A 13,485-nucleotide genomic window follows, 5' to 3' on the forward strand; every position below is an offset into this window, starting at 1 on the left:
AAGGCCGCCAATTGGCAGCCTGCTTATTGAGCTAAGCACCCGTTAGTTCTATAAGGAAAAGTGAACCTTTTTAAACAATCGTGCCCGTTTTTTGCATCGGCTTTTTATTTTTAATCATTTAAACCAACCCTTACGCCAAAACCATAACAACATTACAGAGCCAACTGATACCATAACTCCCAACACTCCAAAATATCCCCATTGCCAAGTAAGTTCTGGCATATATTCAAAATTCATCCCATATATACTGGCAATAAACGTTAAGGGTATGAAAACTGATGTCATAACAGTTAGTGTCTTCATAATTCTGTTCATTCGGTTTGAATTTAGTGAAATATAGTTGTCTCGTATATCTGCCGTCATTTCTCGATTAGACTCAATCATTTCAGAAAGTCTCAATAGATGGTCGTATATATCCATAAAATAGACTCGATCATCTTTTGGGACTATCACTCTCTCCGAATTTAAAATTCTATACAGCAATTCTCTCATCGGAAAAATTGTGCGCCTTAACTTAAGTAACTGGTTTCTTATTTCATAAACATTTTCAATTAAATCTTGATTTGTTTTATTCATTTCTATTTCATTCAATTCATCTTCACTTTTATAAATACTTGGAAAATACTCATCTACAATTTTATCCATTATTGAATAAAAAATGTGGAGAACCCCTTTATTAATAGTGTTTTTATCCTCCATTACTCTTTTTCGAACCATTCCTATTTCACTTGAAGGTGATGAATGGAAAGTAACAATAAAATTGTGTCCGACAAATATATCTAATTCTTCAGGTGCAAGGGAGACTTGGTTTAAAGTGTGTAGAACAAAAAAATTATACCCATCATAATAATCAAGTTTTGGACGCTGTAGAAAATGTAAGCAGTCTTCAATTGCAAGTGGATGGAAATCAAAATGAGTTTTTAAAAGCAGTGCTTCTTCATCATTAGGTGTATCGAAATCTACCCAAAACCATTTAATATCTGAATCATCTAAACGTTTTAATGGTATATCAGTTATTAGTTTTAAATCGTTTGTTACCGCAAAAGTATGAATCATATGTATCGCTTCCTCTTTTAATTGTAAATTAAACACTACCTCTTTGTGTCAGATACAAATTATTATTAATAACATAAAGAATTGGTCTAATATATTATAACTCCTTGTTCAACTAACCTGCCCCTTTAGTTCCACAAGAAAAAGGTTGCCGCAGCAACCCTTTATTAAACTAACGCACCTGTTAGTTCATTAAAGAAAAACAATCCCTCTTATTGGGGTAGTGACAGGGTTTGTGTCATAGACCGCAAAGTAGAGTAGATACAGAGCTTATTAAATTAGCTTTATAATCTATATTCAAAATCATCACATTTCATATACTATCCAGTCTGGAAGTGATCTTGAAAAGCGATTAAATCATCTCTCTTCCCAACTTGCTCACATAATACAACAAAACCATCATTTATTGCGGTATCTTCAGAAATGGCCAGAGCAAAGTAAGATCGTTTCAACACCTTCTGGAGGCACAGTCATTGTACGTATGTAATTAATAATGGTTCGGCACCACACATTAAAGCTTCCCAATTTAAACAGAGGATTTTCTAAAGCACTGAAATTTGCAATTAATAAGCCGTTATACGTAAAACAAACATTAATTGCGTCTGAGAGCATTTCTCTGCATATAAAAAAAGAGTAAGTTATATAAAAATCACTCCTTTTAACATTTATTGTTTGATAGATAAAACTGAGCTAAGGGCCACATACATCTAAACATCGTCAGTATGATAAGTAATCATATTTACAATCTTTTTACTTTCTTCTATCTAAAAAATCACAATTTGTCGATAAAATTGAATTTGTGTCAAAAATACATAGAACAGGGAGAGATAAGTATGTTTAAGAAAACAGCCTTTATTCTATTAGGTGCTACCATATTACTTACTAGCGTAGGAATGGGATCACATACTACAACAAATGAGACCGAGGCAAAAACTATTCCTAAATCATCTGTAAAGAATGTTATTATGATGGTTCCTGACGGTTATTCAACAGCGTATGCTACAAATTATCGCTGGTATAAAGGAAAAGAAAGTGCGATGGATCCATTACTTGTTGGAATGGTACGTACCCACTCTGCTAATACAGAAGTGACTGATTCAGCAGCAGCAGGTACTGCATACGCTACCGGTGTAAAAACAAATAATGGAATGGTTAGTGTTACTCCTCAAGGAAAAGAATTGAAAACAGTTCTAGAAGGTGCAGAGTCCAAGGGAAAAGCCACTGGGCTTGTTGTTACGTCAAGCCTTACTGATGCAACCCCTGCAGCCTTTTCTTCTCACGTTACTGATCGCTCTAACGAAGTTGCTATTCCATCACAAATTCTTTCAAACGATGTGGATGTTATTCTAGGAGGCGGAAAGGACTTTTTCTTACCAGAGAAATTAGGTGGAAAACAAACTAGCCAAAACTTAGTAGAAAAAGCTAAAAAACAAGGTTATCGATATGTGGAAACTGAAAAACAGTTAGCAAATGTGAAAGGTAACAAAGTCCTTGGTTTATTTGCTGATGAAGGAATGTCACCTGAATTAGACCGTGAAACGACAAAAGAACCAAGTCTTACTACTATGACAACTAAAGCCCTAGATACATTGAAAAAGGATAAGGATGGATTCTTTTTAATGGTTGAAGGAAGTCAAATTGATTGGGCTGGCCATTCTCATGATGCAGCACGCGCTATGAAGGATACTGAATCATTTGAAAAGGCTGTAGAGGAAGTTGTTAATTTTGCTAAGAAAGACGGGAACACCCTTGTAGTTATTGCTGGCGACCATGATACAGGAGGAATGTCTGTAGGTGGTTATGATCAATACGATACAAAAGTAGATATATTGCACAATGTCACAGCTTCTGCTCCTTATATTGAGTCGAAATTTAACAAAGATTTTAGTAACGTGAAAGAAGTCGTCAAACAATATACTAAACTAGACCTTAGTGACGAAGAAGTACAACGTATTAAAGATGCAAAACAAAGCAACGGTGATCAACCAATTAAAGATTCAGATAACGTAGCGTACACAATTAGTAATATTATCAGTGAACATGCTTTAATTGGGTGGACTAGCACAGGTCATACAGGTACAGATGTGCCCCTTTATGCATATGGAAAAGGAGCTCAATCATTTAGTGGGCTAAAACAAAACACAGATATTGCTAACTTAATGGCAAAAGCAATGAATGTGAACCTCAAATAGATCTAATTAAAGAGGAACTAAAGATTCAACATTTGACTATAAACGATCATGATCTTTTTAAAATCTTGATTTTCGTTTTAGGAAGTAGCTAAAAAAGCCAAACCCCTGATACGCATGGGTTTGGCTCTTAGTCGTTTTTTATCGTTTATTCACTATTCATACAACCTTTTCCTCTGTATCTACTCTACTTTGCGGTCTATGACACACCCCTGTTACTCTGTTCAATTCATTATCATTTTCTAAAATAATCTTTCCAGTACTCTCTTTAATGAATAATGGTTCGTTAAGTTCCTCCATACTCAAAACGTAATAAAAAGGACTAAACTGTTTCAATAATTCGGGTTCATCAATAAATTTAATATTTTCAAAATCAACAAAAGAAGCAAAAGCTAAAAAAGGATAATGTTCATTAAGCAATATATGCAAATGTTTATTGAAAACTTTAACTTCGACATTTAAAAAATTAGTTGCAAACTGTGGTTCTATGAATTCCAACACTTTTCCGTTATTCCTTTTCATGATACTAAAACATTGCTGTTTAAATTGTTTCCCATCAATTGTTGGTGGCTTATTATGTTTTGCATTATAAAAACCGGTTACTCCTTTAGGAAGTTTCAATAAACATCCACCCGCATTCATAATTTTTATAGCTTATATTCTCCATTCCTTATGCAACTATCCTGCCCCGATAGTTCCATTAGAAAAAGGCTGCCGCAGCAACCCACTATTAATGAAGCACCCGTTAGTTGATTAAGACAAGCTAACCTTATTCAAGAATCGCGCCCTTTTATGGAATAAACTTTCGGAAGATTTGTCTCCAATATTACTTCTTAAGTTGTTGTAAACTATGGCCACAGAAGTTCTTTGATCCATTCGTTATTTTCCATTCGATACAATAAGCGTATATGCTTCCTTTCTCTATCTCCTTGCCAAAATTCCACCTCACTTGCTGTTACTTTATATAAACACCAATAAGGGGCTACTGTATTAGTCATTCGCTCAATTTGCTTTATAAATGATTCCTCTAAGACTTTACTGTCGGGCAAAACTTTACTTTGTTTTCCTAGAAAAGCAATGGCTCGTGCAACTTCCCCTCTTTCTAAAAAATCCTTTGCACTTTGCTCTTTTCCTACCCTCAATGAGGTTCCTCGTATTCGAACTTGCCTTCCAATCAAAGACCAATAAAAAGTTAAAGAAACATTTGGATTCATCTTCAATTGTTGTCCCTTTATACTGTTTTAGCTAGAAGCAAAGTACCATCCATCTTCATCCATATCTTTTAAAATAAATACTCTTGCATCAGGGTGCCCAAAACTATAGATGGTAGAAAGTGTCATGGAGTGAGGTTCATGAACTTCATTCTTTATAGCAATATGAAACCATTCTTGAAAGAGCTCATTTGGTTTGAAGGAACATTTTTAGGGCAAATTTTGGAAATGGCCCTTCCAAAGATTTGAGGTTTCTTAGTAGCTTATGTGTATTCTATATGTATACTCCTTTTCCCTAATTTCAGCGTTCAAGAGAAAAGTAAATTATTTTATTTGATTTTTTTGGGTATTGTTAGACTCTTCCAATAAACGGACTTAATTTGTTTACCAATATAAACGATTTGTCCTATATGATAAGAATAATGGTACATGCTTTTTTCAATCTCTTCAATCACAGTAAGGGGTTTATTACTAAGGTCATTAAAGCACGATTCGAAGAAATGAAAAGTATTTTCAAACCCAATTTCCTTTATATAATTGTACCTTCAAACAGCATCAGTTCCGTGTGAAATTTGCGGTGAGCCCTCTGCCCCAGGCACCCATATGTGTTATTGAGCATATAAGTCCCTAAGCTTTTACCGTACTCTTTTTTGCCATTCACCAACAAATTCAGCTTCATTGTAAGAAAAGAAGTTTTTCAGAATCTCTTCTTGATCATCAAGGAAAAGCTGATCCGCCACCGCTGAAACGAGCTTTGGTATTCCATATCTCATGCCTGAAAGCGCGGAGGCCGAGATACCACAGCTAATTAAAGCCGAATAGTTAAAAGCAAAAAGTCCATGCAGGCGCTTTTTAACCTTTTCATCGCGGCTTGTGAAAGCAAAGCCAGGGCTAAGGTAAGGGTGTGCATCGAGCATATCATTAGATATCTCAGTTGGTACCTTATAACGATCGCCCCAGCGAGCAATATAGCTTTCGACCAGCCTCAACTCCGGACGCAAAGCCGGATCAGTGAGAAGACCAGTGCTGATGATCAGGAAATCGAAGGTGAATTCTCCCTTAGGCGTGGTCACCACGGCACCCTCACCTGTTGCCACTACATCAAGCCATGGTGCACCTAAGTGCAGATTGAAACCAGGCCATGAAGCTGCGCGTTCAAAGGTATCATTGGTCGGTGGTTGATTGTGCTTAAAGAAATGGGCGATAACGGCATATTTATCAGCGTCAGATAAGGCATGGAAACGTTCAATTAGGCCCGACCCCTCCATCTGGCGGATTGGGTTAATTCGCGGCATCTCCTTGCGGCGCACAAATACATGAGCCTCGGCCACACCTTCCCATAATGCGAAATTGGCATTATCAAAAGCTGAGGCCCCGCCTCCCAAAATAGCAACCTTCTTGCCCTTAAGTGCATTAAAATCAATAGCTTCAGACGTGTGGGCATAGAGATTACGAGGTAATTTTTCAGAAATCATTGGAGGCACATGCCATTCGCCTCCACCCTGAATACCAGTAGCCAGAATGACCTTGCGTGCCAGCAACGTGTTGCACAGTGCTCCCGATCCTTCGACATACAATCGGTGAATCCCTTCTTCCGACGGCTCAATGAGCTTCAGCTTCACCTCATTGATGACGGGCAAATTGAGCACCTTCCGATACCAGCGCAAATAGTTCATCCAATCGCCCCGTGGAATCTTCACCACCTCTTCCCAGCCTTTCGGTCCGAATTGCGCTTCCCACCATGAGCGGAAGGTTAGAGAAGGAACCCCGAGGTCAATGGAAGTCAAATGCTTGGGCGTTCTGAGTGTCACCATGCGGGCGTAGGTTTCCCACGGCCCTTCTAGGCCTTCCTGATTTTCATCAATAACAAGGATATTGGATACTCGCTCACGCAAAAGACCAAAAGCTGTGCCTAAGCCGCTTTGGCCGCCGCCAATGATTACTACATCGTAGACGTGACCCTCAGGATGGTGAAGCGGACGCACCCAGTCCGCTCCACCGAACCCAAGATAAAAAAGATCGAGTTTGACTTGTTCATTTAAAGCTTCTAAGCTCATAATTTTTCATTCCTCTCAACATATTATTTGTTGTCAGTTGTCATCCATCGGCCAAACCGACCATTGAATGTTAACTTCCCCGATAGACTTGATAGCCCCATGGTGAAACGAGCAACGGGACATGATAGTGTGAAGACGAGTTATTGATGCCAATTCGCACTGATACCTTATCAAGAAAGGCAGGATCGGATAGTTGCAGTCCCTTTTTCCTGAAATAGTCTCCAATATAAAACAGTAGTTCATACTCTCCAGATTGGATGTTATTGAAGTCGAGAAGGGGATAATCTAATCGGCCATCAAAATTAGTTACGGCGGTGTTTAACAAACGTCTTGTTGATCCTTCCCAACGATAGAGCTCGATGTCTACCTCTGAAGCAGGGTGGCCATGCGTTAAATCTAATATATGTGTAGTAAGTCCCTTCATCTAATCAACATCCTCATTTATATAATTTGATCTTCTATTCTAAATTGAACAATTTGATAGATTTCTGATAAGGCTTGGTCAAATTCTTGTTCTTTTGAATTTTTTAATCGTTCCCTCATCGCTTGAAGAATTTCATCTTTGTTTTTTCCGCGAACAGCTAAAATAAAGGGAAATCCAAATCGTTGAACGTACTCTTTATTCATTTCCAGCAAAAACTCATACTCTGCTTCTGACAGCTGATTCAATCCAGCACCCTTTTGTTCACTCTGGGAAAATGAAGTCATCGGTTTTCGTGTCCCTAAATGGGGGTGGGCCTGAATTAAGTTCAGTTTTTCTCTTTCACTCGCTGTTTGGACAACGGTAATCATCTGTTCATAAAGAGCCTCACGGGAACTAAAAGGACGAAACTTCCCTACCCTTTGGACTACCCAGGGGGAGTGTTCAAATATATCTTTTAATTTTTCCACAAACCCAGACAACGAAATTTCATTTAAAGCATTCATAGTAACCATATATCATAACCCCTTTATCTTTTTTTATGAAACGTGTGCTTCGTCAGCTTCCTCATGCTGAAGGGATGCTGGAGTAGGCGCTAAAACTGTCCGGAAGTTAAAAAATAGATTCATAAAGATAGCAGTTAGGCTTCCAGTAATTACTCCATCGCTAACGATGATTTTTATTGCTGAAGGCAATTGACTAAATAACTCAGGTACGACGGTGGCTCCCAGTCCTAGCGAAATTGAGCAAGCAACAATAAGTGCGTTATGTTGATTGCTGAAATCTACTGAACCTAGCATTTTAATTCCTGAAGACACGACCATACCAAACAATACAACCGTAGCACCGCCAAGCACGGGGGCAGGAATAATGGTAGCAATGGCAGCAATTTTAGGAACTAAACCAAGAAAAACTAGGATACTACCTGCTGCAACCACAACGTTCGTTGATTTGTTTTGAGATAATTGAACCAGTCCTACATTTTGAGCAAAGGTGTTGTAGGGAAAGGCATTAAAGATGCCTCCTAAGGTGATGGCCAAGCCTTCTGCTCGATATCCTCGAGTGAGATCATCTTGTGTAACAGGACGATCACAAATTTTCCCTAAGGCAAAAAACACACCGGTTGATTCAACAACAATGACTAATCCTACAATTAACATCGTCAGTATCGGACCGATCTCGAAAGATGGGACACCGAAATAGAAAGGTTGAGGAATACGGAACCACGAAGCTTCTACAACCTCATGAAAATCTACTTTCCCCAACATTGCCGCTAATGCTGTACCTGCGATAATTCCTAAGAGCACAGAAAGAGAGCGGACATATCCTTTAAAGAAACGATTGATGATGAGAATAACAGCGATGACACCCATGGATAACATCAAGTTATCTAAGCTGCCGAAGTCCGGCTTCCCGGTTCCCCCTGCCATATTTCTAATTCCTGATGGAATTAACGATAGTCCAATGATCGTGACGACAGTTCCCGTGACAACAGGTGGAAAGAACTTTACGAGTTTTCCAAGATAGCGAGCAAATAAAAAAATGAAGATTCCTGTTGCTATAATAGATCCGTAAATGGCAGGAATGCCATATTGCGATCCGATAGCGACCATCGGCGTCAGGGCGACAAACGAAGCACCCAAAACAACGGGTAACCCAATACCAAAATATTTGTTTTTCCATGCCTGTAGTAAGGTAGCAATGCCACAAGTTAATAAATCAATGGCAACCAAGTAAGCCAATTGCTCTGGAGTAAGGTTTAATGCCCTCCCAACAAGCAATGGAACAAGAATCGCTCCAGCATACATGGCCATGACGTGCTGGAATCCTAACGAAAATACTTTTGAATTCATCTGTACTCCCCCTTAATTTGCTTTTTAAAAAAAGCCGCAGAAATAGAAGGGGTTTCCTCCTATATCTACGGCTCTCAAATTACGTATAACGAAATTTAAGCTCCTGAATCCTTGAAACAAGTCTGTGAAGAAAAAATGATAAATCAAAATCTCTCCAACACTAATATTGATTAGATATCAAGCGATTGTTCTAGGTAAATCACCGTACAAGCATGCTCACTTGTGGAATCGTAATCCTTAAATATGGTGTTAACCTTCATCCCAAATCGCCTCTCAAAGTTTTCTTTTAATCGAAGTTTATATTCCATGGCTAAAGCCCCATCGACGGATAAGGTCAGCTCAGGATACCTTTCACTTAATACTGAGATTAAAGGCGAGCGCTTCGTCTGCGCAAAAATGACAATGCGATTATCCTGGATGTCAATTTTTTGCTTACTAACTCCCGTACTATAAATTTCTTGGTTGACGTCATTATATAACTGTGACAGCTGCATTTTAAAAGAAGAATTCACCCATACTCACCTGCTGCTTCTAGTTCTTGTATTAATCATATAAAAATTATTGCCCTTTGACACTATTTATGTAAGGAAATCTAACATATTATTTTAATTTCTTACCAGTCCATAGCAGCTCCATCCACTCGAGGATCGACACTTTGGGATCATTTGAAAGAAATTCGAAGTGAATACGACTTTGTAACTTTTACTCTAAAAGAATATCGAATGACATTTAAGCATCTTCATCAATTAGCTTTGGAAAATGGTTATGCCATTCATCTAATAATTACATGCACATAAGCGAGATTTAATTTAGCTAATTCAGGAATTAAAAAACGATATACATCTAAACCATTTTCTCCTTCATTTATACCTATAAAGTCTAAGTTACCAGGAGAAATTCGGAATCCGGTACAATTTGCACCAATTTCTTCTGCTACAGGGGCTAAAAAATACACCCTCAATTGCTAGACTTTTTGTCTAGCAATTGGGGTGCAGTTCAGTTCATAGAAATTGACCTTTTTATTTTGTCTTGTTCAAGTAACTCACCCGTTAGTTCTATAAGAGGTAGCGTCAGGAAAATGCGTATTTATAACGTTAAAGAAAATTTCGATATTAAAAAGCCCAATTTCTCAGCATTAAAATTGAGAAATTGGGCTTTTTCCGTTACTCCATTAAAGCGCCCGATTCTTGAATAACTAAAAATGACTTAGTACACGATCTTTTCTAACAACGTACGGTGACCCAAGATGTAGCTATTCTACTTTGCGGGTAATAGGTTCGCTGGCCCCCCCTTATAGAAAAAATATTTTTATGACTGATTTGACGCTCACCTTTATGTAAGTACCTGTATTAAAAGTGCATACTTACATATTTGCAGTGTGCACTTTATAATCAAGATATAAATAATACTTTAGGAGGACAAATCTTTGAAAACTCTTGTTATCGTAACACATCCCAGCATAGAAACATCCGTCATTAATAAGCGATGGGTAGAAGAACTGAAAAAATATCCGGAAAAGTTTACTGTTCACGAATTGACTAAAGTTTACCCTGATGGAAACATAGACGTGGAAAAAGAACAAAAATTGGTTGAATCACATGGTAATCTTGTTTTGCAGTTCCCTATATATTGGTTTAATTGTCCGCCTCTCCTTAAAAAATGGTTTGACGATGTTTTAGCTTATGGATGGGCTTATGGTTCAAATGGCGGAGATAAATTAAGGAATCGTAAAGTTGCTTTAGGTGTATCTGCAGGAATCAAAAAAGAGGATTATAGTAAAAACGGAAGATATCGGTATACACTTGAACAACTATTAGTTCCATTTGAAACGACTTTCCTGTATTGCAATGCAGATTATCGTTCGTTCTTTGCGTTTTATGGCAAAGAAAATGAGCCGGGTGGAAACGAAGAAGAAGAAAATGAGTCGGGTGCAAGTGAATTGGAAAAAAGCGCTCAGGATTATTTGAATTTTGTTGACAACCTGTAATAGGCAGCTTAATTAAAGCTATAAAAAAGAAGTATTTTTATTATACTTCTTTTGATTTAAACAAAATAGCTATGCCTACCTCTGTACATCCTCCAGAGCTGGCAAACGGTTTTTCTCTCCCCACTCGCACATCATATTTAACAAAGGAACGAGAGAAAGACCACGGTCAGATAATGAATATTCAACTTTTGGAGGTACTTGGGGAAATTCCTTGCGTATGATAAGGCCATCTGCCTCAAGCTCTTTTAACATGATGCTTAGCGTTTTAAAAGAAATGATACCGATACTTCGCTTCAGCTCATTATGCCGCATAACCTTATTTTCAGACAGCCAATATATAATGATCATTTTATATTTACCGCCTATTAAGGACAACGTATATCCAAAGCCAGTGTCTTTTCGTTCAACGCCAGTCGGAACACAGGTTTTGCGCATAAGTTACACTCTCCTTTAGGTAAGTATATGAAATATCCTTTACAATAGATCATTATGCAATCTTATTGCAAAGGATGTAAAGTAAAATCGCTATAAAATTTTGCTATATCTTTAATTCGAGTAAATTTTAACAAAACACCCCTTAGATTGACTGTTAAAAAACTTCTTCTTTATTCAATTAAATTGCCCTTTAATGGAATAACATGACTGGCGTTTTAAACAACTTTATTGTAAATGTAACAACAAAAAATAGCCTCTACTCAAAGCGAGTAAGGGCTATTGATTATGCTGCAAACAATTTAGTGAAAGTAGCTTTACCTGCTTTCTTATCTACAGTTATCTTTTTAGCTTCCTGGAATTTAGATAATTCTGATTCAGTACCTTTTCCAAAGATAGAATCAAGTGATCCAGGGTTAAACCCTGCCATATATAGTGCAAGCCTGTAGGATTCATGTGAGATTGCCTTTTACACCTTTTTCGACAGTGACGATGGCAGCCTTAGTCTTAGCTCCCCATTTTCCATCCACAACAAGTTTTTTATTAAACTGTTTATTAAGTTCTGTTTGTATGCCTTTGATAAGCGCTGTTTTAGTTCCAGGACCTTTAATCCCATCCACAAAAAGACTGGCTTTATACCGGCTATTTAATGTTTTTTTGAATGGAAACTATAACACTATCCCCACTACTCGTAGGCTTCGTGTCTTCTTTGATATTTTCAGGTTTTTCACTAACATCTTTAGCGTTTCCAAAATTGATTTTCTGGCCTAGTTTTAATATAGCTGGATCGATACCGGGATTCGCTTTTATTAAACCTTTAACTTGGACGCCACCAGTACCGTCCTTATGTGCAATGCTCCATAAAGTATCTCCTTGTTGGATTTTATAAACATCAGGAGCCGGTGCTGGTTTGGCTCGGGTTTTTGAACCTTTCCAATCAAAAGCATCTCTGTAGTTATACTGACAACAAGCTTTCCAACTATAAACTCGCATTTCATTATGGGCTTATCATACTTTCCTATCCCAACAAGCGCAATGTGAAGCTGCGCAATACTTGCAAGTGTGGCTTCATCCATAATGTCATATCGATAATCACCAGCAACACAGATTCCAAACGAGAATTGGTTGCTATTCCCTGCATGATAGGTCCTTCGGTCAATATCATATGCATATACAACTCTAGCCCTTGGAGTAATAATCAGATTCTTTGGCTCGATAATAAATGTATTTCCAACTCCAGGCCACCCCAGCGTGTTTACATGGTAAATTGCGAAGCTTTCAGCAGTAGAATCCAGCCAAATTCTCCTTTGTTAATGAATGATGCTATACACGGCGAGTTATTGCTCTTGTGCGTTTTTGAATAAGTACCTTTTGATTTTAATTTGCCTCTTTTATTGACTAATTGAGGAAGTTTATTAAATTCCATTTTCCATCGTTTCCTTTAATTTTAAATGGTATTCTTATTTTCGGAGCAACAAAAAAGACGCCTCGATAAGGCGTTTTATGTCCCATTTTCATTAATACATCTGTTTGTTAAATGAAAAATATTTCATAACTAATTTGTAATAACCATAGGTCATTAAAAGCGAAATTCCATAACTTACTGCTGTCCAATATATATTCCATCCATTTAGGTAATCTAATTTACCTAGTATTACTAATAATAGTTCAAAGAAACTTTCACCTAAGGTTAAGACTAAAAAAGTAATTAGGAAAGGCACTTTTTTATAATGGATTATACATATAAATAAGCAGCTCAGTATTGGAAAGAGCCCTATATCATAGGGAAGTGAGGGGAACGATAATTCTACAAAATCCTCATTCATCTTCCAAAAATAATTAAATCCAATTTTGTTTATTAAAAAAGCTATGGCAGTGCCAATCGGGTAAATAATAACGAAAATCCTATTGTGATTTCTAACTAAATAAACTCCTAGGATCCATGGGAAAATAAAACCAACGATTGTATGAAAAAACATATCCCACCCCTCCCTTATTAAATCTGATACAATAGTCTTTCCCCAAAAATCACAATAAACATACCTAAAAAAAAGCCACCCGATGGGCAGCTTATTTCAATCCATTCTTTTTCTATACTTCTTCTTGTTTATGAGCTTTCTTAGTTAGCAAAAATTGATTCTTATATACACCGTATAGGGCAAACGCTAACGGAATTGCAGCCAATAAAACATTCAAAAAGGCATCTATTGTTTTTTCGTTAAATCACGAGATTTCAAAACCTAATGCCTGAAAAAATAAAAGCAGTGGCCCCAGGACACCGC

The 13,485-nt window shown here is 37.4% G+C and carries 16 protein-coding genes and 3 pseudogenes; 3 read left to right on the forward strand and 16 right to left on the reverse strand.

The genetic code is table 11. The features are described 5' to 3' along the window. Window positions 1-114 precede the first annotated feature (114 nt). Entirely contained in the window at window positions 115-1,056 is a 942-nt protein-coding gene (corA, locus tag J7E52_RS22890; RefSeq protein WP_214750875.1) for a magnesium/cobalt transporter CorA, read from the reverse strand. A gap of 830 nt (window positions 1,057-1,886) precedes the next feature. On the opposite strand from corA, the gene J7E52_RS22895 reads away from it, so the two are divergent. Next, window positions 1,887-3,245 (forward strand): alkaline phosphatase, encoded by a 1,359-nt coding sequence (locus J7E52_RS22895; RefSeq protein ID WP_214750691.1) that lies wholly within the window; start codon window positions 1,887-1,889, stop codon window positions 3,243-3,245. 156 nt (window positions 3,246-3,401) lie between these two features. Here J7E52_RS22895 and J7E52_RS22900 read toward each other — a convergent pair whose 3' ends face one another. The 8 genes and pseudogenes from J7E52_RS22900 to J7E52_RS22935 all read right to left on the reverse strand — a co-directional run bounded on the left by J7E52_RS22900 (window position 3,402) and on the right by J7E52_RS22935 (window position 9,296). Then, a complete protein-coding gene (locus J7E52_RS22900) occupies window positions 3,402-3,863 on the reverse strand; it encodes a hypothetical protein (protein WP_214750692.1) in 462 nt (153 codons plus the stop codon). Between the two features lie 227 nt (window positions 3,864-4,090). Next, window positions 4,091-4,456 (reverse strand): pyridoxine 5'-phosphate oxidase C-terminal domain-containing protein, encoded by a 366-nt coding sequence (locus J7E52_RS27145; RefSeq protein ID WP_286198049.1) that lies wholly within the window; start codon window positions 4,454-4,456, stop codon window positions 4,091-4,093. Between the two features lie 326 nt (window positions 4,457-4,782). Then, window positions 4,783-4,917 (reverse strand): annotated as a pseudogene (locus J7E52_RS22910) (DUF1572 family protein); the annotation flags it as partial. A gap of 171 nt (window positions 4,918-5,088) precedes the next feature. After that, entirely contained in the window at window positions 5,089-6,510 is a 1,422-nt protein-coding gene (locus J7E52_RS22915) for an NAD(P)-binding domain-containing protein (protein WP_214750694.1), read from the reverse strand. 70 nt (window positions 6,511-6,580) lie between these two features. Then, window positions 6,581-6,934, reverse strand: a complete 354-nt coding sequence (uraH, locus tag J7E52_RS22920; RefSeq protein WP_214750695.1) for a hydroxyisourate hydrolase — start codon at window positions 6,932-6,934, stop codon at window positions 6,581-6,583. A 17-nt stretch (window positions 6,935-6,951) separates the two neighbouring features. After that, window positions 6,952-7,446 (reverse strand): 2-oxo-4-hydroxy-4-carboxy-5-ureidoimidazoline decarboxylase, encoded by a 495-nt coding sequence (gene uraD / locus J7E52_RS22925; RefSeq protein WP_214750696.1) that lies wholly within the window; start codon window positions 7,444-7,446, stop codon window positions 6,952-6,954. A gap of 24 nt (window positions 7,447-7,470) precedes the next feature. Further along, the gene (locus J7E52_RS22930; protein ID WP_214750697.1) at window positions 7,471-8,784 is read right to left on the reverse strand and encodes a nucleobase:cation symporter-2 family protein; all 1,314 of its coding nucleotides are present in this window, start codon (window positions 8,782-8,784) and stop codon (window positions 7,471-7,473) included. A gap of 170 nt (window positions 8,785-8,954) precedes the next feature. After that, window positions 8,955-9,296, reverse strand: coding sequence for a Na-translocating system protein MpsC family protein (locus tag J7E52_RS22935; RefSeq protein WP_214750698.1), 342 nt, complete (start codon window positions 9,294-9,296; stop codon window positions 8,955-8,957). Window positions 9,297-9,392: 96 nt separating this feature from the next. Here J7E52_RS22935 and J7E52_RS27315 point away from each other — a divergent pair. Together J7E52_RS27315 and J7E52_RS22940 are read left to right on the forward strand one after the other, a co-directional pair. Further along, window positions 9,393-9,575 (forward strand): annotated as a pseudogene (locus J7E52_RS27315) (DUF4158 domain-containing protein); the annotation flags it as partial. Between the two features lie 635 nt (window positions 9,576-10,210). After that, window positions 10,211-10,771: an NAD(P)H-dependent oxidoreductase gene (locus J7E52_RS22940; RefSeq protein WP_214750699.1), complete on the forward strand. Its 561-nt coding sequence runs from the start codon at window positions 10,211-10,213 to the stop codon at window positions 10,769-10,771. A gap of 75 nt (window positions 10,772-10,846) precedes the next feature. Here J7E52_RS22940 and J7E52_RS22945 read toward each other — a convergent pair whose 3' ends face one another. The 7 genes and pseudogenes from J7E52_RS22945 to J7E52_RS27635 all read right to left on the reverse strand — a co-directional run bounded on the left by J7E52_RS22945 (window position 10,847) and on the right by J7E52_RS27635 (window position 13,399). Beyond that, a complete protein-coding gene (locus J7E52_RS22945; RefSeq protein ID WP_214750700.1) occupies window positions 10,847-11,206 on the reverse strand; it encodes a winged helix-turn-helix transcriptional regulator in 360 nt (119 codons plus the stop codon). 283 nt (window positions 11,207-11,489) lie between these two features. Further along, window positions 11,490-11,633 carry a peptidoglycan-binding domain-containing protein gene (locus J7E52_RS22950; protein ID WP_214750701.1) on the reverse strand — a complete coding sequence of 48 codons (144 nt, stop codon included), beginning with the start codon at window positions 11,631-11,633 and terminating at the stop codon, window positions 11,490-11,492. Between the two features lie 22 nt (window positions 11,634-11,655). Then, a complete protein-coding gene (locus J7E52_RS22955; protein WP_214750702.1) occupies window positions 11,656-11,823 on the reverse strand; it encodes a hypothetical protein in 168 nt (55 codons plus the stop codon). Between the two features lie 22 nt (window positions 11,824-11,845). After that, entirely contained in the window at window positions 11,846-12,196 is a 351-nt protein-coding gene (locus tag J7E52_RS27155; protein WP_286198037.1) for a LysM peptidoglycan-binding domain-containing protein, read from the reverse strand. 41 nt (window positions 12,197-12,237) lie between these two features. Further along, window positions 12,238-12,504: pseudogene (locus tag J7E52_RS27515) on the reverse strand (peptidoglycan recognition protein family protein); the annotation flags it as partial. Between the two features lie 216 nt (window positions 12,505-12,720). Beyond that, window positions 12,721-13,182, reverse strand: a complete 462-nt coding sequence (locus tag J7E52_RS22965; RefSeq protein ID WP_214750703.1) for a hypothetical protein — start codon at window positions 13,180-13,182, stop codon at window positions 12,721-12,723. A 112-nt stretch (window positions 13,183-13,294) separates the two neighbouring features. Next, window positions 13,295-13,399 carry a hypothetical protein gene (locus J7E52_RS27635; protein ID WP_483861545.1) on the reverse strand — a complete coding sequence of 35 codons (105 nt, stop codon included), beginning with the start codon at window positions 13,397-13,399 and terminating at the stop codon, window positions 13,295-13,297. Window positions 13,400-13,485 lie beyond the last annotated feature (86 nt).

Origin of the sequence: Bacillus sp. ISL-34 (assembly GCF_018613325.1) — a bacterium.
GTDB lineage: Bacteria > Bacillota > Bacilli > Bacillales > DSM-1321 > Peribacillus.